Genomic DNA, 21,882 nt, shown 5'->3' on the forward strand with positions numbered 1-21,882 from the left:
CGTCAATGATACGGGTCGGCGGCGTCGCGAAGGCCGTCGCCCATGAAGTTGAAGGCCAGCACCGTGACCAGGACGGGCACGACCGGGAGCAGCAGCCACGGGTAGATCTGTACGGCGGCGAGATTCTGCGCCTCGTTGAGCAGCACGCCCCAGCTCGTCACCGGCGGACGCAGGCCGAGGCCCAGGAAGGAGAGGGCGGTCTCGCCGAGGATCATGGTCGGGATCGACAGCGTCGCCGAGGCGATCAGGTGGCTCATGAAGTTCGGGATCAGGTGCCGGCCGATCACCCGCGCCGGGGACGCGCCCATCAGCTCGGCCGCCTGGACGAAATCCTCCTCGCGCAGCGCCAGGAGCTTGCCCCGCACCGCCCGGGCGAGACCCGGCCAGTCGAGGAGGCCCAGGATCACCGTGATGCCGAAGAAGACGAGGAGCGGGCTCCAGTTCGGCGGCAGGGCCGCCGACAGGGCGAGCCAGAGCGGCAATTCGGGCAGGGAGCGCACGACCTCGATCAGGCGCTGCACGCCGGCATCGACCAGCCCGCCGAAATAGCCCGCGACGCCGCCGAGGAGCAGGCCCAGCGCGAAGGAGATCGCCACGCCGACGAGGCCGATCGTGAGGGAGATCCGCGCGCCGTAGATCATCCGGGAGAACAGGTCGCGCCCGAGCTTGTCGGTGCCGAACAGGAACAAGGTGCCGGTCTCCGGCGGGCAGACGAGGTGCAGATCCCCGTGGATCAGGCCGAGCCAATCGTAGCCGTCCCCGCGGCACAGGAAGCGCAGGGGCTGCGGTGCGCCCTCATCCACCACGTAGTCCCGGCGGAACGTGTCGAGGTCGAGATGCGCCCGGTACGGGTAGACGAACGGACCGGCGAGGCGCCCGTCGTGGACCAGGTGGACGCCCTGGGGCGGCGCGTAGAGGAAATCGCCGTTGCGCCGCGCCTGTCCATAGGGCGCCAGCAGCTCCACGAACGGCACGATCGCGTAGAGCGCCAGCAGGATCAGCGCCGAGGCCACGGCGAGGCGGTGCCGCAGGAACTTGCGCAGGATCAGCCGCCAGGCCGAGGCGCTGCCCGCCATGCCCTCGGCGCGGGCATCCGGCTCGAAGGGCAGCGGGTCGACGAAATGGCCGGCGGCGGGCATCGCGTCGCTCATCGCAACCCCATGCGGATGCGCGGATCGAGCCAGAGGAGGGTCAGGTCCGAGATCAGCATGCCGACGAGCGTCAGGGCGGCGACGAACATCAGGATGAAGCCGGCCATGAACTGGTCCTGGCTGCGCAGCGCGTCGAGGAGCAGCGGCCCGACGGTCGGCAGGCTCAGCACCAGCGAGACCAGGACCGACCCTGAGACCAAGTGCGGAAGCAGGTTGCCGATATCCGCCACGAACGGGTTGAGCGACATCCGGAACGGGTATTTCACCAGCGCCCTGACGGGCGGGAGGCCCTTGGCGCGGGCGGTCACCGTGTAGGGCTTGGCGAGCTCGTCCAGCAGGTTCGCCCGCATCCGGCGGATCATCGCCGCCGTGCCGCCGAGCCCGATCACCAGGGTCGGGACGACGAGATGCGCCAGGAGCGAACGGATCTTGGCCCAGGTCCAGGGCTGGTTGGTCAGGGCCGAATCGTAGAGGCCGCCGATCGAGAGATCGAACCAGCGGTTGGCGTAGAACAGCAGGATCAGCGCCAGCAGGAACCCCGGCACCGCGAGCCCGACATAGCCCAGGAGGGTCACGACGGCGTCGCCGACGGTGTGGCGGTGCGTCGCCGAGTAGAGCGCGGCCGGGATCGCCACCAGATGGACGAAGATCACCGCGGTGAGGTTGATCAGCAGCGTGAGCCAGAGGGCGTCGCCGATGACATCCGCCACCGGCTTGTCGTACTCGAACGACCAGCCCCAATCGCCCTGGAGCAGGCCGGAGAAGCCGGCCGGCCCCGGCATCGCCCCGATCCACATCAGGTATTGCTGCCAGACCGGCCGGTCGAGCCCGTATTGGTGGATCAGCAGCTCGGCCTTGGCCACGGAGGTCGCGTCCCCGGTGGCGCGCAGCTCCATGATGCGGTTGGTCAGATAGTCGCCCGGCGGCAGCTTGATGATGACGAAAACCAGCACCGAGATGACCAGGAGCGTGGCCGCCATGGTGGCGACGCGCCGGAGCAGCGGCGCGATCACCGGACCTCCGCGCGCGGACCGGCGCCGCTATCCCAGAATATCTCGTCGAGGCGCTGGACGCCGATCATCGCAGTGGGCTCCCAGGAATACAGGGCGCGCTGCGGCAGGTTGATCAGGCGGGCCGCGCCGACCACCGGCTGGAGCGCGCCGGCGACCGTGCCGATCACCCAGGTGTTGCGGGCGTGATTCATCAGCATCTCGCGCCAGATCGTCGCCTGCGTCCCGGCATCGGTGGTGTCGCGCCATTGCCGGTCGAGGTCGAGGAGGCGCTGGACGTCCGCGACATCGCAGGGCTCGCCGCTCTTGCCGTGACTTTCCGCGCTGAGGCTCCAGGCCGGCCAGGAATAATGCTCCGGCTGCGCCGGGCTCAATTCCGTCGGCGGCATGATCGCGGTCGGCACCGCGAGGTCGAGGCCCTGGGCGGCCACCATCACGGTGAGGCCGCCGATCGAGCGCCGATGCAGATTCGTGCGCTCCTGGGGCTTGGCGATGAGGCGGATACCGACCTCGCGCCAGAATTCCGTGATCAGCTGGAGGGCGTCGAGCACCATCTCGGCCTCGCCGTCGCTCTCCACCACGATCTCCAGGGGCCGTCCGTCGGGCAGCAGGCGGATGCCCGCGCCGTCGCGGCCGGTCAGGCCCAGCGCGTCCAGGAGACTCGCGGCCTGGGCCGGATCGTAGCCGGCGTTGAGGGTTCGAAGCTCCGGCGCGTAGAGCGGACTATCCGCCACGATCGTGTCGTTGCCCTCGGTGCCCAGCCCGAACAGCAGCGTGTTGTTCAGCGTCCGCCGGTCAATGGCGTGCGACAGGGCGTGGCGGTAGCGCAGATCGCGGTTGAGCCGCCGCCAGACGGGATCGGCCGTGGTCAGGTTCGGATAGAGCGCGATCTCCGAACCGCGGGCCACCGGCCAGAGGTTGGTGCGGTAGCCATGCGCCTTCTCGCCCTCCTTGAGGCTCGGGATGTCGGGCATCGCCAAGCCACGGAACATCAGGTCGGCCTCGCCGGCATTGGTCTTGGCGACCAACAGACCCTGCGAGGCCACGTCCATCACGATCGCATCGACGTAGGGCAGCTGCGTGCCCGCGGTGTCGACGCGGTGATAGCTGCGGTTGCGCTCGAACCGGAACCGGGTGGCCGGCGAGCGGGTCCGCGGCACCCAGCCCTGAAGGGTCGGGCAATCCGGGTTGTTCAATTCGTAATTGTCGTCGAGGCGGTTGTGCAAGGCCGCCCAGCTGCGCAGCTTCTGCGCCTTGGCCTTCGCCTCGGCCGCCTCCTGGCCGACGTAGCGGGCGTGGACCGGCTTCAGGTAGTGCGACGGCCGGTAGATCAGCGGATCGCGCGGCGCGGCCAGCGCCGGGAGAAAGATCGGGTTCGGCCGCTCCCAGGTATAGCGGATCGTGAGCGGATCGGGATAGGCGACCTGCGGCGGCTTGCCGTCCACTAGGAAGAAGGCCGGCGGCCCCTCGGGGCTCAGCGCCTTCTCATTGGCGACATCCTCCCAGTAGTAGCGGAAATCCTCGGCGGTGAACGGCTGCCCGTCCGACCAGCGGTGTCCCTTGCGCAGGGTGAAGGTGAAGCGGCCGCCCTCGACATCGACCCGCTCCAGCAGGTCGGGCCGGAGATTCAGGTCGGCATCGTAGCCGACGAGGCGGGTGTAGCCGTAGACCGAGAGGTAGCGCACGTCCCGGGCCTTGGCGATCAGGGTCCGGATCGTCCCGCCGGCGCTGCCGACCCGGCGCCCCCGGGCGGCGAGGTCGACCGCCAGGGGATTTTCGGGCGGGGCGGGGGTCTCGCCCTCCGCGCGGGCGATTCGCGGACCGACAAGGGCGGCGGCGCCGAGGCCAGCGACAAGGGTGCGGCGCGAGATGCCGCGCGCGTGGGTCGGCTCACGAGACACGGGACACACATCGCCTTCGTCGACCCGCGAGTCCGCTTGCTCCAGGAGCGTCGCGAGGAAACCGGCGCCGGTCCCGACCTCGCTCACGACCCGCCTCCCGACACAGGATGCAGGCCCACATAGGTCAGCCGCGCGGGGGAATAGCCGGTGGCCCGGTGCAGGTCGTCGAAGGCGTGCGACCGCTGGATCAGCCCGGACGCCTGCCGCACCAGCGCATCGTCGGCCGGCTGCTCGAACTGGCGGCCGTTGCGGGTCCAGCGGATCGGCTCCGGGCTGTGCGCGGGACCGGTGATCATCGCGATGGTCGGATGCGCGGGTCCGCCATGGGCGTGGATGCGGTGGCCGGCCGCGTCGTCGTCGAACAGCAGACGCGTCAGGCCCCGGGCATGCGCCTCCACGACGCGCCGGCCCTGCGCCACATGATCGTCGAAGAACGCCACCGTGGCGGCCGGATCGAGCATCGACCAATCGGCCGTCGACCAGTCGGCGGTGCTGTAGCGTGCGCGGGCGTCGCGGTACTGGAGGCCCGACAGGTCGGGGTCGTGGCAGACGATCGCCGCGCGTGGACAGGCCTGCCGGATCACCCAGGTGGTCAGCCCGCGGAACACCCCCGATTCGATCACGCAATCCGGCTTGAGCGCCCGCATCGCCACGTAGAGCTGCAACGCGCCGTTGAAGCCGCTGCCGCCCCGCCGCTGCCGCACGGGGGCGGTCGGGATCAGCGACCAGAACGCCCGGACCTGTTCGAGCACGTCGCCGTCCGGCACGAGGCCGGCGGCCGCGAGGTCGCGTTCCAGGATGGCCGCTGCGGACTCGAGCAGCGTCGCGACCTCGCGCGGCGAGGTCGGCCGGTGGCTCCAATCGGGGGCGGCGGGAACGAGGTCGTAGCCCAACCGGTCGAACAGCGGCGACAGCACCTTCCGGCGCAGGCGTTCCAGCAGGACGGGCGGCCGCGGCTGGATCATGCGGCCACGGCCTCGGCGGCACCGCCGAACCGGACCCGGTGCCCGGGCTCGATCGCCCGCATCGTGCCGGCCTCGTCGGGGTCGAGCCGATACGGCGCCTCCCAGCGGGACGGGTCGTTCCGGTCGGTGGCCACGGCCGCGAAATCGAGGGGGTGATCCAGGCTCGGATCGGGCACGGCGGCCAGGAGCGCCCGCGTGTAGGGATGGACCGGCCGACGGAACAGGGCGGCCCGGGGGGCCTCCTCGACGATCCGGCCCCGGCACATCACGCTGATCGTATCCGCCATATAGTCGATCACCGCCAGGTTGTGGGACACGATGAGGAAGGACAGGCCGAGGGCCGATTGGAGGTCCTTGAGCAGGTTCAGGATCTGCGCCTGCACCGATACGTCCAGGGCCGAGACCGGCTCGTCGAGCACCAGGAGGCGCGGGTTCGGGGCGAGCGCCCGGGCGATGCCGATGCGCTGGCGCTGGCCGCCCGAGAAGGCATGCGGGTAACGGCCGAGGCCGCCCGGTTCGAGGCCGACCATGGCCATTAGGGCCCGGCAGCGCGCCCGCCGCTCGCCGGCCGGGACGCCGTGGATCTCCATCGGCTCCGACAGGATCTGGCGCACGGTCATGCGCGGGTCGAGGGAGGCGTAGGGATCCTGGAACACGAACTGCACATTGCGCCGGTAGGCGAACAGGGCGTCGCCGGACAGGCCGTGCACGTCCCGCGGGCCGCCGCCGTCGTCGAACAGGATCCGGCCCGAATCCGGGGCGAGCGCCCGCATGATCATCTTCGAGACCGTGGTCTTGCCGGAGCCCGATTCGCCGACGAGGCCCAGCGTCCGCCCGGCCGCGAGGCTCAGGGACACATCGGAGACGGCGTGGACGAGCCGGGGTTTCTGCCACAGGCGGCCGGAGCGCAGGGTGAAGGTCTTGCTCACGCCCTCGACCTGGAGCAGCGGACCGGCCAGCGGCGCCGGCGCCCGCGCCGGCGGGATCTCCGCCTGGGCCGGGCGGATCGGCGTCAGCCGCTCGCCCGGGGCCATGTCGAACCGGGGCACCGCGTGGAGCAGGGCCCTCAGATAAGCGTGGCCGGGGGCGCGCATCACCGTGTCGCGCGGCCCGGATTCCACGAGGCGGCCGCGGTAGAGCACCGCCACGTCGTGCGCCATGTTGGCGACGACGCCGAGATCGTGGGTGATGAGCAGGATCGCCATCCCGCTCTCCTCCTGAAGCCGGGCCAGCAGCGCCAGGATCTGGGCCTGCGTGGTCACGTCGAGCGCCGTGGTCGGCTCGTCGGCGACCACCAGGGCGGGCTTCAGGATCAGCGCCATGGCGATCATGGCACGCTGGCGCAGGCCCCCCGACAGCTCGAACGGGTAGGTCCGCAGCGCCCGGCGCGGATCCGGGAAACCGACGCGGGCCAGGGCCTCCTCCGTGCGCGCATCGGATTCCCGTCGGCCGGCGCCGGTGTGGATGCGCAGGGCCTCCCCGACCTGATCGCCGATCGTATGGAGCGGTGACAGGCAAGTCATCGGCTCCTGGAAGATCATCGCGATGCGCTGGCCGCGGATCGCCCGCATCGCCGAGCCCTCGGCGGGCAGTTGCGCGATGTCGATCTCCGAGGACCCGTCGCGCAGCAGGATCTGGCCGCGGGTGATGGCCGCGGAGGGCGGCAGGATCCGCAGGATCGCCTGCGCGGTTACCGACTTGCCGGACCCCGACTCCCCGACGAGCGCCAGCGTGCGCCCGCGGTTCACGTCGAGGGACAGGCCGTGCAGCGCCTCGAACGGCGTCGGTTCCGTGCGGAACGCGACCGCGAGATCGCGTATGGACAAGAGCGCGCTCAACCAGTCCTCACGATCTGGAAGCCCGGATGATGGGGTGCCGCGCCGCCCCTGTCCATCGCGCTACGGTCGAACAGACGCCGCGGATCCGGGACACGCACCGCCGGATGTCCGAGGAGGACGGCCAGCAGATCCTCGACGAAGCGCCAGACGGCCGCATCCTGGACGAGATGGTGGGTCAGCAGGCCGATCGGCCGGTCCGGCACCCGCGTGATGTCGTCCGCGAGCGCGCGTAGCATCAGTTCCGGCTCGCGCAGGGAGCGCGTGCCGCGCCAGTCGATCGGGTCCAGGGTGGCGTCGATCCGGCGCAGGCCGGGGATCGGCGGTCCCGGGGCGGCCGAAAGGCCGCGATAGCCGAGCTCCGGCAGGAGCGCGGCGAGCGCCGGGGCGAGGCGGTTCCACGGCGGCACAAAAACCGGCAGCAGGATCGATTCCGATACGCGTTCCCGGGCGATCCGCAGACCCGCGGCGGCGTCCGCGCGCAGGTCGCTCAGGGGCCGGTCGGCGCCGAACTCCGCGGGCTTGGCGCCGGGCGGGGCGTGATTCCGGTGCGCGAGGCCGTGGACCGCGACGCGCACCTCGGGCGCCGTCTCGAGGCGTCGTGCCAGCGCGGCATCGATGCCGGTTGGGATGGCGGCGAGCAGGATCGGCGTGCCGCGGGTCTGTGCCAGCTCGATCAACCGGTCGAGCGCCGGTGTCGCCGTCACCGCGTCGTCGTCGCGCCACAGGAAAGGCACCGACAGGCCGCGCCCGGCGATCGCGTCGAGGGCTCGGCGCAGGGCCTGAAAGCCGGGGCTTGCCGGGCGCGTCGGATGGCCCGCCCCGCGTCGGCCGGCATGGAGCGTCGCCACGATCTCGACCGTGCGCCGGGCCCCGCCGAGGTCGATCCCGTGGGGTCCGGGCGGGGGTGCCGCGCGCTGCGCCTCCACCGCCCGGAGCAGCGTATCGGCGCTCAGTTCCGCCTCCGGCAGGACCCGGGCGAGGCCGCGGGCGGCGAGGCGCTCGGCACGCAGCCGCTGCTCCGTCTCGCCGCCGGCCTCGAACGGCACCAGCACCGCGGGCGTCCCGGCCGCCAGCAGATCCGTGGCGGTGTTGTAGCCGCACTGGCTCACCGAGACCGCGGCCCCGGCCAGCAGGGTCCGGTAATCGGTCCGGGCGCGGCCGAGGACGCCCTCCGGCAGGCCGCGGGCGAGCGCCGACAGCGCCGCCTCCGGCACGCCGTGTCCCGCCAGGATCCGCCAGCCGAGTTCCGGCTGCCGGCGGCCCGCCTCGGCGGCGGCGCGCAGCAGGACCAGCCCGGCCGGCCCGGATCCGGCGGCGACCAGCACGCCGGCGCGCGCGTCACCGGCGGCGGAACGGGTCCCCTCGTCCACGTAGCCGGTGTAGCGGAGCTTTCCCGCGGTTTCGGCATCGAGCGGCCAGGAGGCGTCGAGGGGCGCGAGCGCCGGATCGCCGTGGACCAGCACGGCATCGTAGAAGGCGGCAACCCGGGCATGAGCCTGGGCGATCCGCTCCGGCTTCTCGGAGGCGACCAGGATGTCGCGCACCGAGGCGAGCACGAGCGGGCGCGGCACGCTCGCATGCGCGGCCTCGACGAGGGCCAGGAACTCGGCCGCCAGGGCCCTGCGACCGAAGGGGAACAGCTCGGTCACGACGGCGTCCGGCGCGAAGGTCCCGACCGTCTCGTCCATCAGGGCGCGGCGGCGCGCCAGCCACGCCGCATCCGCCGGCGCCCCATCCGGCTTGAGCAGCGTCGAGAAATCCGTGCCGGCGATCTTGAGCGGCGGCAGCTGGACGAGACGGACGCCGTCGAGGCGCACCATCGGGGCCGGCACCCCGCCGGAGATCAGCATCGCCTCGTGGCCGGCATCCGCGAAGGCCCGGGCGAGGGCCGCGGCGCGGGTCAGGTGCCCGGCGCCGAGCAGGTGCGTGACGGCGATCAGGACGCGCACGCGGTGACCTCCGTCGCGGTCGGAGGCGTGGGTGTCGCGAGGCCTGCCGAAGTCCGCAGCCGCTCCGCGATCAGCGACACCGCCGCCGCCTCGGAGAAGTCTGTCACGAGCCGCGCCCGCGCCGCCGCGCCGAGGCGACCTCTCCGGTGCGGATCCTGGGCCAGCTGGATCAGGGCCGCCCGCAGCGCCGCCGGATCGCCGGGCCGGACGAGGAGTCCCTGGACGCCGTCGGCAATGAATTCCGGCGTCCCCGCGAAGGCGGTCGCGAGGATCGGCAGGGCCTGGCTCGCGGCCTCCATCAGCACGTTCGGCAAGCCGTCGCGGTCGCCGCCGGGGCCGGGCTTGGTCGGCAGCACGAACAGGTCGGCCGCGCGCATGGCCGCGATCACGTCGGGTTGCGCCAGGGCGCCCCGGAACGTCACCCGTCCGGCGAGGCCCCGGTCGCGGACCCGCGCCTCCAGGGATTGGCGCAACGCGCCGCCGCCGATCAGGTCGAGGGTCCAATGCAGGGTGGCGGGCAGGGAGGCGAGGGCGTCGATCAGGTCGTCGTGCCCCTTCTTGGCCACGAGCCGCCCCACGCAGAGGAACCGGAGCGGTGCGGCCGGATCGCTGCCGTCGCGCGCCTCCCGGGGCGGAGGCGGTGCCGGGAAGCGGCCGAGGTCGAGCCCGTGATAGGCGAGGCGCGTCCGGCCCGGAGCCAGGCGGTCGAGCCGCCCCTGGCCGTCGCGGGTGCAGGCCACACCCCAGAGCGCGTCATTCAGTTTCTCGATCAGCTCCCAGTCCGGCGTCGTCCAGATGTCCTTGGCGTGGGCCGAAAAACTCCAGCCGCGTCCGGTCAGCAGGGCGGCGTAGCGGGCAACGCTGGCGGGCGTGTGCAGGAAATGCACGTGGATGTGGGCGATTTCGGCGGGCAGTTCCCGGGCGAGCACCAGGGCCTGCCCGAGGCGGCGCAGGCGCGAGAGCGTCCGGTCGCGCCGGAGATCGCGGGCAAACAGCGCGAGCAGCGCGCCGAACCGCGGCCGCCGCAACGCCGCCAGGAGGCCCCGGAGCACCCGCAGCGGCGCCGTGTGCAGGTATTCCGGCAGATAGGTGACCGGGGCGCGGATCTGCGCGTGCATCGGATGGCGCGCCCGGTCGGTCGGGCGGCGCAGGGACCAGATCTCCAGGGGCAGGCCGCGCTGCTCCAGCGCCAGGATCTCCTGGGCGATGAAGGTCTCGGACAGCCGCGGATAGCCTTTCAGCACCACGGCGATCCGCCTGTGCGTCACGAGTAGGCCCGCACACGCGGGCGGCCGATGCCGGACCCGGCGAGCGCCCGGACCCGGCGGGCGACCGCGTCGAGGCCGCCGAGCAGGCCCGGGATCAGGACCCGCGACGGCTCGGTCTGGTCCGGCAGGGCCCGGAGTGCGGCGGCCATGCGGTCCGGCGCCCGGCCCTCCGCCTCCATCAGGACCCGGACCAAGCCCAGCCGCTCCGCCGCCAGAGCGCGGATCGCCTGTTCCCGGCGCGGCTCCGTGCGGGGGACCAGGATCGCCCGGCGATCGAAGGACAGGATCTCGCAGAAGGTGTTGTAGCCGCCCATCGCCACGACGCCGGCCGCCTTGCCCATCAGGAATTCGATCTCGCTGTCGAAGGTGATCGCGGCGATCTTCCCGGACAGCGCCCGGATGCGCGCGTCGAACCCGTCGCGCGTCGCGGCGTCGAGGAACGGCCCGAAGGCGACGAGGGCGGGCAGCGGGATGCCGGGATCAGCCTCGTAGGCGGCGATGACCCAGTCGATCAGGGAGGCGCCGTCGCCGCCGCCGCCCGCGGTGACCAGGATGAACGGGCCGCTCGCCATGGCGGGCTCCTCGCGGCCGGGGCGCCGCTCCGGGAGGTCGCGGCGCAGATAGCCCGTGAAGATCAGCCGGGCGGCGATCCGCGCGGTCAGCGCCGGGTCCATCGGCAGCGCCGCCAGGGGCTCGTGGATACGGCTGAGCCCGTAGACCCAGATCTCGTCGTAGAAGCGCGCCATGGTCTCGACGGCGCCCTTGCGCTCCCACTCGGGCACGAGGCGGTCGGCCTCATCGAGCACGTCGCGCAGGCCGAGGACCAGGCGGATGCCACGGGCAGCGGCCCATGCCAGGGTCGGCAGCAGCTCGCCGTGGAACCCGGCGGGCTCCTTGTCGACGATGATCATGTCGGGATCGAAGGTCTCGCAGCTGCGGGCGATCACCTCCGAGCGGAGGGCCACGGTCCGGACCAGGGGGACGGCCGCGTCGAGGCTGCTGTATTCCCCATCCGCGGATTTGGTCACCGGGGGCAGCCGGACCGTCCGCACCCCGGGGGCGAAGGCGAAGCGGTCGATCACCGGCGAACCCGAGACGATCATCGCCTGGGCCCGGCCGTCGCACGCGACGATGGCGTTGGCGATGGCCCGCGAGCGGCGCAGGTGCCCCAGCCCGAACGTATCGTGGCTGTAGATGAGAACGCGCGGACCGATTGACGCCTCGTCGACTCGCATGCCGGTGACCGCCTCGGTTGACGGCGCGAGGATCGCAGCCGCCGCCCTCTCGCACAAGCGGGGTCACCGGGTAAACACTGAGCGGCCCGCCCGGCGGCGGCACGGCAGCCCTCCCTACCGGACCACCGGCGGCCGCGGCATGCGGAAGGGCAGCATCAGCTGCACCAGCGGGTTCCGGAAGCGATCCAGCGACAGGCTCTCGTGCATCGCCCGGACCGGCTCGCCGCAGAGCGTCGAGGCGAGCAGCGAGCGCGCGTAGAAGGGCGTGTTCTCGTAGGTGGCGAGAACCCGCGCGCGGCCGTCGTCGCTGCGGGTCTCCCGGCCCACCCGCCAGAGGCGGGTCGCCGGCAGGGCGGCGGCGACCGGCGGGCGGATCTCGCGGCGGCTGCCGTCGCGGGCGAAGCGCAGCGACAGGTTCTGGCCGCCGCCCTCCCGGTGATGCACGTCGTAGAGGATCGCCGCGCCGTCCGGCAGGTCGGCGCGGCACCAGGTCCAGCGGGAGAACGCCGCCTCCAGCGCCTCGTCGCCGTCATTGGTGTCGAAATAGGCGCTCCCGCTCCAGCGCAGGCCGGGCTGCGCGAAATCGACCTCGACGCGGGAGGAGGGTGCCATCGGCCACCAGCGGTGGCGTCCGGCCCGGTCGAGGTGGAACGGGCCGGCGGTGAAGCCCGGCGGCTCCAGCCGGACGGTGCCGCGCAGGGCGAAGGGCAGGGGCGCACCGCGCTCGTCGATGCGGATCGTCAGCGCCGTGCCGTCCCAGTGCATGGCGCTCGGACCGATGGCGATATGGTCGGCGTCCCGCGACAGGCTATGGCCCCGGCGCTCCGTCATGGCGAAGCGGCTGCGCGCGCCGTAGAGGACCACGTTCATGGCGCAATGGGCGAACGGATCCCGCTCGGCGCTCCAGGCATAGTAGGGCGAGAACACGCTGCCGATGAACGCGATGATCGTGAGGCCCTGGCGGCCGTCGTCGCTCACCGCATCGACGTACCACCACGCGTAGCCGCCCTGGGCGACCGGGCCGTCGAAGCGAGGTCGTCCAGGATCGCCGCCGCGGCCAGCCGGCCCGACTGCGCCGCCATCGGCACGCCGGGGCCCGGATGGACCGAGCCCCCCGCCAGATAGAGGCCCGGCACCGCCGTCCGCGCCCCGGCCCGTTTGAACGTCGCCGCCCAGCCCTGTGCCGCCCGGCCGTAGAGCGCGCCCCCCGTCCCGGGAAACAAGGCCTCGAACGCCGCCGGCGTCGTCACCGCCGGGGCCGACGCCGCGTCCAGGCTCAGCCCGCAGGCCTCCAGCCGGCGGTACAGGGTCCGCGTGCATGTCTCGATCTCCGGCGGCGTGAGCGGGCGGTCCCGGCCATCCGCCGGGGCGTTGACGAGCAGGAGCAGCCGCTCCGGTCCGGCGGGAACGGTGCCGGACTCGGTCCTGTCCTGCGCGCAGATGTAGACGGTCGGGTCGTCGGGCAGGCGCCGGTCGCGCAGGATCGCGTCGAACTCGGCGCGGTAGTCCCGCGAGAAGAACACGGAATGGTGGGCCAGGGGGAAGCCCGTGGGCACCGCCGCGGTGCAGAGGGTCACGGCCGAGAGCGAGCGCTCGGCGGGCGCCAGCCGCGCGCCGGCCGCGGCCGCGTCCGGCCCGAGCAGCCCGGCCCCCAGGGCGGCGCAATCGGCATTGCAGACGATGCGGTCGGTAGCGATCCGCTCGCCGCCCGCGAGCACGATCCCGGCGACCCGGCCGCGCTCGACGACGATCCGCTCCACATGGGCGCCGTAGCGGAACGCCGCGCCCCGCGCGGCGGCGAGATCCGCCACCGCCCGCGCCAGGGCGCTCAAGCCCCCCGCCACGGTCCAGACTCCCGCCTGCTCCACATGGGCGACGAGCATCAGGGTCGCCGGCGCGCTGAACGGCGAGGCGCCGCAATAGGTGGCGTAGCGTCCGAACAGCTGCAGCAGCCGCGGATCGCGGAAGAACGTGCCGAGCGCCGACCACAGGGTGGCGAAGGGCTGGATCCGCCAGAGATCGCCGAGCCCGGACAGCCCGACCCGCTGCGCGAGGCCCGCCGGGCTGGTCCGCCCGTCGCGGATGAACGGCCCCTCCAGCGTGCGGTAGACCTCCGCCGAGCGGGCGCAGAACCGCCGGTAGCCCTCGGCCTCCCGGGGGCCCGCGAAGGCCTCGACGGCGGCCGCCGAGGCCTCGATATCGGCGAACAGATCGAGCCGTTCCGTGCGGCTCCAGGCGTGCCGGGCAAGGAGGTTCGCCCGCGTCAGCGCAACCCGGTCTTCGAGGTGCGCGCCGCATTCTGCGAACAGCTCCTCGAACACCCAGCGCATGGTGAAGACGGTCGGCCCGGCCTCGACCGCCCGGTCTCCGACCGGAACGCTGCGCATCTTGCCGCCGGGACGCGCGGCCCGTTCCAGGACGGTGACGTCGAGGCCGGCCTGCGCCAGCCGGAGGGCGGCGGCCAAGCCGCCGATCCCGGCCCCGATCACGACGACGCGTTCCTGCGCCACGTTCGCCCCGCTCTGCACCCCGGGAGGGATTGATCTCCCGCCACCGGAGTGTCAATAAGAAATGACACCTGTCGCTGACAAGCCAACATCACACAGGAGGCAACGCGATGGAGTCGGGCCGGCGGATCGAGATGGCGCTAGATCGCGCCGTAGCCTACGCGGAGGCGCCGGGCGCGCCCCCCCTGCTGGCGGAGGCGTTGCGCTACGCCGTCTTCCCGGGCGGGCACCGGATTCGCCCACGCCTGTGCCTGTCGGTGGCCCGCGCCTGCGGCGACGACGATCCCGCCGGGTCCGAAGCGGCGGCGGCGGCGATCGAATTGCTCCACTGCGCCTCCCTGGTCCACGACGATCTGCCCTGTTTCGACGACGCGCCGATGCGGCGCCAGAAGCCCTCGGTCCACGTGGCCTTCGGCGAACCGATCGCCGTGCTGACCGGCGACGCGCTGATCGTCCTCGCCTTCGAGACCCTGGCCCGGGCCGCGGGCCCCCATCAGGGACGGCTGGTCCGCCTGGTGGGGCTGCTCGGCCGGGCCGCGGGCTCGCCGTCCGGCATCGCGGCGGGACAGGCCTGGGAATCCGAGGCCCATGTGAGCCTCAGCGACTATCAGCAGGCCAAGACCGGGGCCCTGTTCGCCGCCGCCACGGCGGCCGGGGCGGCCGCAGCCGGCGCAGAGCCGGAGCCGTGGCGGCGCCTCGGGGAATGCCTCGGGGAGGCCTATCAGGTCGCCGACGACCTGCGTGACGTCGCCTGCCGCCAGGAGGAGATCGGGAAGCCGGCGGGGCGCGATGCCACGCTCGGGCGCCCCAACGCGGCGGCTCTGCTCGGGACCGGCGGCGCGCTGGACCGCCTGTCGCGCCTGACCCGGGAGGCGGTGGCGGCGATCCCGGCCTGCCCCGGCGCGGCCGCACTCACCGCCGAGATCGAGGCGCAGGCGCGGCTGTTCCTGCCCGCGCGCCTGCGCGCGGTCGCAGCCTGAGCGCCGGCTCGCTCCCGGGGTCCGGTGCCGCGGCGCCGGTCCCGACGGCCCTGCGCGACCGGTGGCTCGCGTGGCGCAATCGTCTGGTGGCGAGCCCGCGGTTCCAGCGGTGGGCAGCGGGCTTCCCGCTGACCCGGGGCATCGCCCGCCGGAATACCCGGGCACTGTTCGATCTCTGCGCCGGCTTCGTCTACGCACAGGTGCTCGCCGCCTGCATCCGGCTCGACCTGTTCGCCATCCTGGCGGCGGGTCCATTGACCGTCGATGCCCTGGCGGCGCGCCTCGACCTGCCGCCGGAGAACGCCCGGCGCCTGTTGCGGGCGGCCGAATCCCTCGCGCTGTTGCGGTCCCTCCCAGGAGACCGGTTCGGGCTCGCCGATCTGGGCGCGGCCCTGGTCGGTAACCCCGGGATCGGCGCCATGGTCGCGCATCACGCGCTGCTCTATACCGACCTCGCCGATCCGGTGGCGCTCCTGCGTGGGCAGGCGCCGCCGACGCGCCTCTCCGGCTACTGGCCCTACGCCACCGGCGCGGAGGGGGATGCGCGGACGGTCGCCCCCTATGGCGGCCTGATGGGCGCCTCGCAGGCGCTCATCTCGGAGGATGTGCTCGACGCCTGCGACCTGTCCCGGATCCGGCACCTGATGGATGTCGGCGGCGGCGAGGGGGCCTTCCTGGAGGCCGTCGCCGCGCGCCATGCCGGGCCGCGACTCACCCTGTTCGACCTGCCCGCCGTCGCCGAACGGGCCGCGGCGCGCCTATCGCGGGCGGCCCTGTCCGAGCGGATCGCCTGCCGCGGCGGCGACTTCCACGCCGATCTGCCGGCGGGCGCCGACGCCATCACGCTGGTGCGCGTAGTCCACGACCATGACGACGGCCCGGCGCAGGCCCTGCTCGCGGCGGCCCACCGCGCTCTGGCGCCGGGCGGGCTGCTGCTGCTGGCCGAGCCGATGGCCGGCACGCCCGGCGCCGAGCCGGTCGGGGACGCCTATTTCGGCTTCTACCTCCTGGCGATGGGATCCGGACGCCCGCGCCGCCGCGAGGAGCTCCACACCATGCTGACGGCCGCCGGTTTCACCGCCGTCCGCGAGCGGCCGACGCGGCGTCCGCTGCTCACCCGCGTGCTCGTCGCCCAAAAAACGGGCCCGCTTGCGTAAGAATGACTTGACGCTTTGATGTGTCTATCTAGGATGACACTTAGCGGCTCCGATCGGCGAGAGTCGCGTCACACAGGGCGGAATCTCCCAGCCATGGACGCTCTCGCCGTCATCCTCGAAGGACCGGAGCGCCTCGCCATCCAGCATCTTCCGCTGACCCCTCCCGGCGAGGCCGACGCGGTCGTCGCCGTGGCCTGGAGCGGGATCAGCACCGGGACCGAGCGTCTGCTCTGGTCGGGCCGGATGCCGCCGTTCCCGGGCATGGGCTATCCCCTGGTGCCGGGCTACGAGTCGGTGGGCACGGTCGTGGAGGCCGATGCCGCCGGTGCGGTCCGGGTCGGCCAGACCGTCTACGTCCCGGGGGCGCGCTGCTTCGGCCCCGTGCGCGGCCTGTTCGGCGGCGCCGCCTCCCATCTCGTGGCGCCGGCCGCGCGTCTCGTTGCGGTGGATGCGGCGCTGGGCGACCGTGCCTGCCTGCTCGCCCTGGCGGCGACCGCCTACCGGGCGCTGGGCGGAATCCGTCCCGGCGCGACCCCGCTGATCGTCGGGCACGGGGTGCTCGGGCGGCTGCTCGCCCGCCTGACCCTGGTGGCCGGCGCGGAGCCCACCGTGTGGGAGACGGACCTGACCCGCATCGCGGGGGACCACGGCTACCCGGTGGTGACGCCCCAGGCGGATCCGCGGCGCGACTACGCGGTCGTCACAGACGTGAGCGGCGATGCCTCCGGGCTGGACGCGCTGATCGCCCGCCTCGCCCCCGGCGGCGAGATCGTGCTGGCCGGCTTCTACGAGGCGCCGCTCAGCTTCACCTTCCCCCCCGCCTTCATGCGGGAGGCCCGGATCCGGATCTCCGCCGAATTCCGCCCCGAGGATCTCGCCGCCGTGACGGCGCTGATCGAGGGCGGCCGGCTCAATCTCGACGGGCTGATCACGCACCGCACCCCGGCCGCTCGGGCCGAGGACGCCTATCGCACAGCCTTCGCCGATCCCGCCTGCCTGAAGATGATTCTCGACTGGAGGGACGCCGCGTGAACGTTCAGCTCAACAAAGCCGCCCTCAGCCAGGCCACCCAGCTCCGCGCCGAAGCGGCGATCGAGCCGGACGCGGTCCCGACCGCCCCGGTGAAGAAGGAGACGCAGATCATCGCGATCTACGGCAAGGGCGGCATCGGCAAGTCGTTCACCCTGGCCAATCTCAGCTACATGATGGCCCAGCAGGGCAAGAAGGTCCTGCTGATCGGCTGCGACCCGAAGAGCGACACCACCTCGCTGCTGTTCGGCGGCAAGGCCTGCCCGACCATCATCGAGACCTCGACCCGCAAGAAGCTCGCCGGCGAGGCGGTAGCCATCGGCGACGTCTGCTTCAAGCGCGACGGCGTCTACGCCATGGAACTCGGCGGCCCGGAAGTCGGACGCGGCTGCGGCGGCCGCGGCATCATCCACGGCTTCGAGTTGCTGGAGAAGCTGGGCTTCCACGATTGGGGCTTCGACTTCGTCCTGCTGGACTTCCTGGGCGACGTGGTCTGCGGCGGCTTCGGCCTGCCGATCGCCCGGGACATGTGCCAGAAGGTCATCGTCGTCGGCTCGAACGACCTGCAATCCCTTTACGTCGCCAACAACGTCTGCTCGGCGGTGGAGTATTTCCGCAAGCTCGGCGGCAATGTCGGGGTCGGCGGCCTGGTGATCAACAAGGACGACGGCACCGGCGAGGCCCAGGCCTTCGCGGACGCCGCCGGCATCCCGGTCCTGGCCTCGATCCCGGCCGACGACGACATCCGCCGCAAGAGCGCGAATTACGAGATCATCGGCCGGCCGGAGAGCCGCTGGGGCTCGCTGTTCTCCGACCTCGCCGCCAACGTCGCCGACGCCGCGCCGCACCGGCCAACGCCGCTGACACAGGACGGGCTGCTCGGCCTGTTCTCCAGCGACGTGACCGGCCGCGACGTGGTGCTGGTCCCGGCGACCCACGAGGACATGTGCGGCGTCGCCCACGTGACCAAGCCGTCCCTCGAAGTCGTCTACGACGAGGTTTGAGGCATGGCCGTCTCCCTCGACATCGCCGATCTGCGGGCCCGCCCCCGCGCCGCCGCCCCGCCGGCCGAGGCGATCAACCTCGACGCCACGAAGGGCGACGGGCTGGGCTGCCATTCCGGCAAGGACGCGATGCGGGAAGCCGCCGAGGCGGCCGGGATGTCGGAGACGCTGGCGCAGCTCCGCGAGGACTACCCGCAGGGGCCGCACGACCAGCCGCAGAGCATGTGCCCGGCCTTCGGCTCGCTCCGGGTCGGCCTCCGGATGCGCCGGACCGCCACGATCCTCTCGGGATCGGCCTGCTGCGTCTATGGCCTGACCTTCACGTCGCATTTCTACGGAGCCCGGCGCAGCGTCGGCTACGTGCCGTTCAATTCGGAGACGCTGGTCACAGGCAAGCTGTTCGAGGACATCCGCGAGGCGGTCTACGCCACGGCCAAGCCCGCGGATTACGACGCCGTCGTCGTTATCAACCTCTGCGTGCCGACCGCCTCGGGCGTCCCGCTTCGGCTGCTGCCGAAGGAGATCGACGGCGTCCGGGTGATCGGTATCGACGTCCCGGGCTTCGGTGTCCCGACCCATGCCGAGGCCAAGGACGTTCTGGCCGGCGCCATGCTCAAGGTCGCCCGCTCGGAGGCCGAGCAGGGCCCGGTGGCGGCGCCCCGCGGCGGCCGTTCGGAGCGTCCGAGCGTGGCGCTGCTGGGCGAGGTCTTTCCCGCCGACCCGGTGGTGATCGGCGCGCTGCTCGAGCCCCTCGGCCTCGCGGCCGGGCCGGTGGTGCCGACCCGGGAGTGGCGGGAGCTCTACGCGGCCCTTGATTGCGCCGCCGTGGCGGCGATCCACCCGTTCTACACGGCCTCGATCCGCGAGTTCGAGGCCGCCGGCCGGCCGATCGTCGGCTCCGCGCCGGTGGGCGTCGACGGTACCGCCGACTGGCTCGACCGGATCGGCGCGGCCTGCGGGGTCGCCCGCGGCACCGTCGAGGCGGCCAAGAACCGGATCCTGCCCGGCATCCGCGGGGCGCTCGCCGCGATGCCGATCAAGGGCCGGATCACGCTCTCGGGCTACGAGGGCTCGGAGCTGCTGGTGGCGCGCCTCCTCGTCGAGAGCGGCGCCGAGGTGCCCTATGTCGGCACCGCCTGCCCGCGCACGCCGTGGTCCGAAGCCGACCGCGACTGGCTGGAAGCCCGCGGCACGCAGGTGCAGTACCGCGCCTCCCTGGAGGACGACCTCTACGCCCTCGACTCGCTCAAGCCCGACCTCGCCATCGGCACGACGCCGGTGGTCCAGCGGGCCAAGGAGCGCGGTACCCCCGCGCTCTACTTCACCAACCTGATCTCGGCCCGCCCGCTGATGGGCGCGGCCGGCGCCGGATCCCTCGCCACGGTGATTAACGCCGCGCTCGGCAACAAGGCGCGGTTCGACGCCATGCGCGACTTCTTCGAGGGCGTCGGCACCGGCTACGCCGCCGGCGTCTGGCAGGAGGTGCCGCAGAGGCGCCAGGGCCCGAAGATCGAGGGCGCAGCGAAGCCGATCGGGGAGATGGCGTGATGCTGATCCTCGATCACGACAGGGCCGGCGGCTACTGGGGCGCGGTCTACGTCTTCACGGCGATCAAGGGTCTTCAGGTCGTCATCGACGGACCGGTCGGCTGCGAGAACCTGCCGGTGACCTCGGTGCTGCACTACACCGACGCGTTGCCGCCGCACGAGCTTCCGATCGTCGTCACCGGGCTGGCGGAAGAGGAACTCGGACGCCACGGCACCGAGGGCGCGATGAAACGCGCCCACGCCACCCTCGATCCCGGACTGCCCAGCGTGGTCGTCACCGGCTCCATCGCCGAGATGATCGGCGGCGGCGTGACCCCCGAGGGCACCGGCCTCCAGCGGTTCCTGCCGCGCACCATCGACGAGGACCAGTGGCAGGCGGCCGACCGGGCCATGCGCTGGCTCTGGCAGGAATACGGGGCCAAGAAATTCGCCAAGAAGGGCATCCCGGCCCGGCCGGAGAAGAAGCCCGGCGAGAAGCCGCGGGTCAACCTGATCGGCCCGGCCTACGGCACCTTCAACATGCCCTCCGACCTCGCCGAGATCCGGCGGCTGGTCGAGGGGATCGGCGCCGAAGTCAACCTGACCTTCCCGCTGGGCTCGCACCTCGCGGACGTGCCCAAGCTCGTCAACGCCGACGCCAATATCTGCCTCTACCGGGAGTTCGGCCGCCTGCTCTGCGAGGATCTGGAGCGGCCCTACCTCCAGGCGCCAATCGGCATCCTGTCGACCACCAAGTTCCTGCGTTCCCTCGGCGCGATCCTCGGCCTCGATCCGGAGCCGTTCATCGAGCGGGAGCGGCACACGACCATCAAGCCGGTCTGGGACCTGTGGCGGTCGGTGACGCAGGATTTTTTCGGGACCGCGAGCTTCGGCATCGTCGCCACCGAGACCTACGCCCGGGGCGTCCGCCACTTCCTCGAAGACGAGATGGGCCTGCCCTGCCACTTCGCCTTCGGACGGTCGCCGGGCCTCAAGCCCGACAACGACGCCGTGCGGAAGGCCATCGCCGCCAGGCCGCCGCTGGTCCTGTTCGGCTCGTTCAACGAGCGGATGTACCTCGCGGAATGCGGAGCCCGCGCGACCTACGTCCCGGCCTCGTTCCCGGGGGCGATCATCCGGCGGCACACCGGAACGCCGTTCATGGGCTTTTCCGGCGCGACCTACCTCGTCCAAGAGGTCTGCAACGCCCTGTTCGACACGCTCTTCCACATCCTGCCGCTCGCCCGCGACATGGACAAGGTTGAGGCGACCCCGGCGCGCCACCATCGCGAGCTGCCCTGGGACGAGGCCGCGCGCGCGGCCCTCGACGACCTGGTCGAGGCGCAGCCGGTTCTGGCCCGGATCTCCGCCGCCAAACGCCTGCGGGACGCCGCCGAGCGCGCCGCCCGCAACGCCGAATCCGCCGCCGTCGCGCCCGCCCATGTGGCGCGGGCCCGGGCCGATCTCGCCGGGGGTGTCCCCGCATGAGCCGCCTTTCCGTTTCACCCAGAGGAGACCTGACGATGCGAACGATGGTCCCGACCGCCCGCCAGCACCAGGAAGAGATCCAATTCCGGCTGATCCTGGCGGCGACCTACCCGTTCTTCCTCGCCGCGGCGACGCTGAACCGGGTCATGCCGACCCGCGCTCCGGCGCGCCCGGGGCTGGTACCGGCGCGCCGCTCGGTCTTCGGCGAGGCCCGCGCCATGGCCGTCCAGGCCATTCCCTTTGCCTTCATGGGCTGAACGCCCTGTCCGAGACGCTTCCGTCCGGTGACGCGGGGGAAGTCAAGCCGTGACCGCCTAGAGCAACACGGCAGCACCCGTCGCGCTTCGTCAGAAGCGCGGCCAACACACGGAGGTCTGAACGATGGCCGGTGGACCCGTTGCAACAGAAAGACCGAGCAGCCTGTCCGGGCTGACGGAACCGGAAGCCAAGGAGTTCCACGCGATCTTCCTGACGAGCTTCCTCATCTTCACGGCGATCGCCGTGGTCGCCCACATCCTCGTCTGGCTGTGGCGCCCGTGGCTTCCCGGACCGCAGGGCTATGCCTCGCTCGAAGGCGTCCGCGATGCGGCCCACGCCCTCGTCACGATGATCGGTTGAGGAGGATCGGATGCACAAGGTTTGGTTGCTGTTCGATCCGCGGCGCACGCTGGTGGCCCTGTTCACCTTCCTCTTCATCCTGGCGCTGCTGATCCACTTCATTCTGCTCTCGACCGACCGGTTCAACTGGCTGGACGGCCCGAAGAACAACAAGGCCGCGAACGCGATCACGCTCGCGCTGCCGCAACTGCCGGCCTGAGTGCCGGTCCGGACCGCGGCGCGCGAGGGCCGCGGTCACCCCCCATCCCTTCTTCGG

Annotated in this window: 19 protein-coding genes; 9 read left to right on the forward strand and 10 right to left on the reverse strand. The window is 72.4% G+C overall.

Annotation, left to right across the window (positions count from 1 at the left end):
* Positions 1-2: 2 nt before the first annotated feature.
* The 10 genes from AC3IF1_RS12145 to crtD all read right to left on the reverse strand — a co-directional run bounded on the left by AC3IF1_RS12145 (position 3) and on the right by crtD (position 13,827).
* A complete protein-coding gene (locus AC3IF1_RS12145; RefSeq protein WP_489217722.1) occupies positions 3-1,151 on the reverse strand; it encodes an ABC transporter permease in 1,149 nt (382 codons plus the stop codon).
* Positions 1,148-2,164, reverse strand: a complete 1,017-nt coding sequence (locus AC3IF1_RS12150; RefSeq protein WP_243967056.1) for an ABC transporter permease — start codon at positions 2,162-2,164, stop codon at positions 1,148-1,150. Before AC3IF1_RS12150 ends, AC3IF1_RS12145 begins: the two co-directional genes overlap by 4 nt.
* The gene (locus tag AC3IF1_RS12155) at positions 2,161-4,071 is read right to left on the reverse strand and encodes an ABC transporter substrate-binding protein (RefSeq protein ID WP_489220381.1); all 1,911 of its coding nucleotides are present in this window, start codon (positions 4,069-4,071) and stop codon (positions 2,161-2,163) included. Before AC3IF1_RS12155 ends, AC3IF1_RS12150 begins: the two co-directional genes overlap by 4 nt.
* A gap of 74 nt (positions 4,072-4,145) precedes the next feature.
* Positions 4,146-5,024: a hypothetical protein gene (locus AC3IF1_RS12160; protein ID WP_489220382.1), complete on the reverse strand. Its 879-nt coding sequence runs from the start codon at positions 5,022-5,024 to the stop codon at positions 4,146-4,148.
* The gene (locus tag AC3IF1_RS12165; protein WP_243967057.1) at positions 5,024-6,865 is read right to left on the reverse strand and encodes an ABC transporter ATP-binding protein; all 1,842 of its coding nucleotides are present in this window, start codon (positions 6,863-6,865) and stop codon (positions 5,024-5,026) included. The genes AC3IF1_RS12160 and AC3IF1_RS12165 overlap by 1 nt, the downstream gene beginning before the upstream one ends.
* The gene (locus AC3IF1_RS12170) at positions 6,862-8,814 is read right to left on the reverse strand and encodes a glycosyltransferase (protein WP_489217723.1); all 1,953 of its coding nucleotides are present in this window, start codon (positions 8,812-8,814) and stop codon (positions 6,862-6,864) included. Before AC3IF1_RS12170 ends, AC3IF1_RS12165 begins: the two co-directional genes overlap by 4 nt.
* Positions 8,802-10,082: a glycosyltransferase gene (locus AC3IF1_RS12175; RefSeq protein WP_489217724.1), complete on the reverse strand. Its 1,281-nt coding sequence runs from the start codon at positions 10,080-10,082 to the stop codon at positions 8,802-8,804. The genes AC3IF1_RS12170 and AC3IF1_RS12175 overlap by 13 nt, the downstream gene beginning before the upstream one ends.
* Complete coding sequence (locus AC3IF1_RS12180; RefSeq protein WP_489217725.1) at positions 10,079-11,317, reverse strand: glycosyltransferase family protein; 1,239 nt, start codon at positions 11,315-11,317, stop codon at positions 10,079-10,081. The genes AC3IF1_RS12175 and AC3IF1_RS12180 overlap by 4 nt, the downstream gene beginning before the upstream one ends.
* 114 nt (positions 11,318-11,431) lie before the next feature.
* Complete coding sequence (locus AC3IF1_RS12185) at positions 11,432-12,295, reverse strand: carotenoid 1,2-hydratase (protein WP_243967062.1); 864 nt, start codon at positions 12,293-12,295, stop codon at positions 11,432-11,434.
* Positions 12,292-13,827, reverse strand: coding sequence for a 1-hydroxycarotenoid 3,4-desaturase CrtD (gene crtD, locus AC3IF1_RS12190; protein ID WP_489217726.1), 1,536 nt, complete (start codon positions 13,825-13,827; stop codon positions 12,292-12,294). The genes AC3IF1_RS12185 and crtD overlap by 4 nt, the downstream gene beginning before the upstream one ends.
* 107 nt (positions 13,828-13,934) lie before the next feature.
* On the opposite strand from crtD, the gene AC3IF1_RS12195 reads away from it, so the two are divergent.
* The 9 genes from AC3IF1_RS12195 (at position 13,935) to pufA (ending at position 21,825) form a co-directional block, all read left to right on the forward strand.
* Positions 13,935-14,804 carry a polyprenyl synthetase family protein gene (locus AC3IF1_RS12195; RefSeq protein WP_489217727.1) on the forward strand — a complete coding sequence of 290 codons (870 nt, stop codon included), beginning with the start codon at positions 13,935-13,937 and terminating at the stop codon, positions 14,802-14,804.
* Entirely contained in the window at positions 14,801-15,961 is a 1,161-nt protein-coding gene (locus AC3IF1_RS12200; protein ID WP_489220383.1) for a methyltransferase, read from the forward strand. The genes AC3IF1_RS12195 and AC3IF1_RS12200 overlap by 4 nt, the downstream gene beginning before the upstream one ends.
* Positions 15,962-16,054: 93 nt before the next feature.
* The gene (bchC, locus tag AC3IF1_RS12205) at positions 16,055-16,993 is read left to right on the forward strand and encodes a chlorophyll synthesis pathway protein BchC (RefSeq protein WP_489217728.1); all 939 of its coding nucleotides are present in this window, start codon (positions 16,055-16,057) and stop codon (positions 16,991-16,993) included.
* Positions 16,990-17,994, forward strand: coding sequence for a chlorophyllide a reductase iron protein subunit X (locus AC3IF1_RS12210; protein WP_243967066.1), 1,005 nt, complete (start codon positions 16,990-16,992; stop codon positions 17,992-17,994). The genes bchC and AC3IF1_RS12210 overlap by 4 nt, the downstream gene beginning before the upstream one ends.
* 3 nt (positions 17,995-17,997) lie before the next feature.
* Positions 17,998-19,542, forward strand: coding sequence for a chlorophyllide a reductase subunit Y (gene bchY, locus AC3IF1_RS12215; RefSeq protein ID WP_489217729.1), 1,545 nt, complete (start codon positions 17,998-18,000; stop codon positions 19,540-19,542).
* Positions 19,542-21,008: a chlorophyllide a reductase subunit Z gene (gene bchZ, locus AC3IF1_RS12220; RefSeq protein WP_489217730.1), complete on the forward strand. Its 1,467-nt coding sequence runs from the start codon at positions 19,542-19,544 to the stop codon at positions 21,006-21,008. Before bchY ends, bchZ begins: the two co-directional genes overlap by 1 nt.
* Positions 21,009-21,043: 35 nt before the next feature.
* Entirely contained in the window at positions 21,044-21,265 is a 222-nt protein-coding gene (locus AC3IF1_RS12225; protein ID WP_243967071.1) for a hypothetical protein, read from the forward strand.
* A 124-nt stretch (positions 21,266-21,389) separates the two neighbouring features.
* Positions 21,390-21,626 carry a light-harvesting antenna LH1, beta subunit gene (gene pufB / locus AC3IF1_RS12230; protein ID WP_210028951.1) on the forward strand — a complete coding sequence of 79 codons (237 nt, stop codon included), beginning with the start codon at positions 21,390-21,392 and terminating at the stop codon, positions 21,624-21,626.
* A 10-nt stretch (positions 21,627-21,636) separates the two neighbouring features.
* On the forward strand, positions 21,637-21,825 hold the full coding sequence (pufA, locus tag AC3IF1_RS12235) for a light-harvesting antenna LH1, alpha subunit (RefSeq protein WP_243967072.1): 189 nt from the start codon (positions 21,637-21,639) through the stop codon (positions 21,823-21,825).
* Positions 21,826-21,882: the final 57 nt, after the last annotated feature.

Source organism: Methylobacterium sp. E-012 (assembly GCF_057836545.1).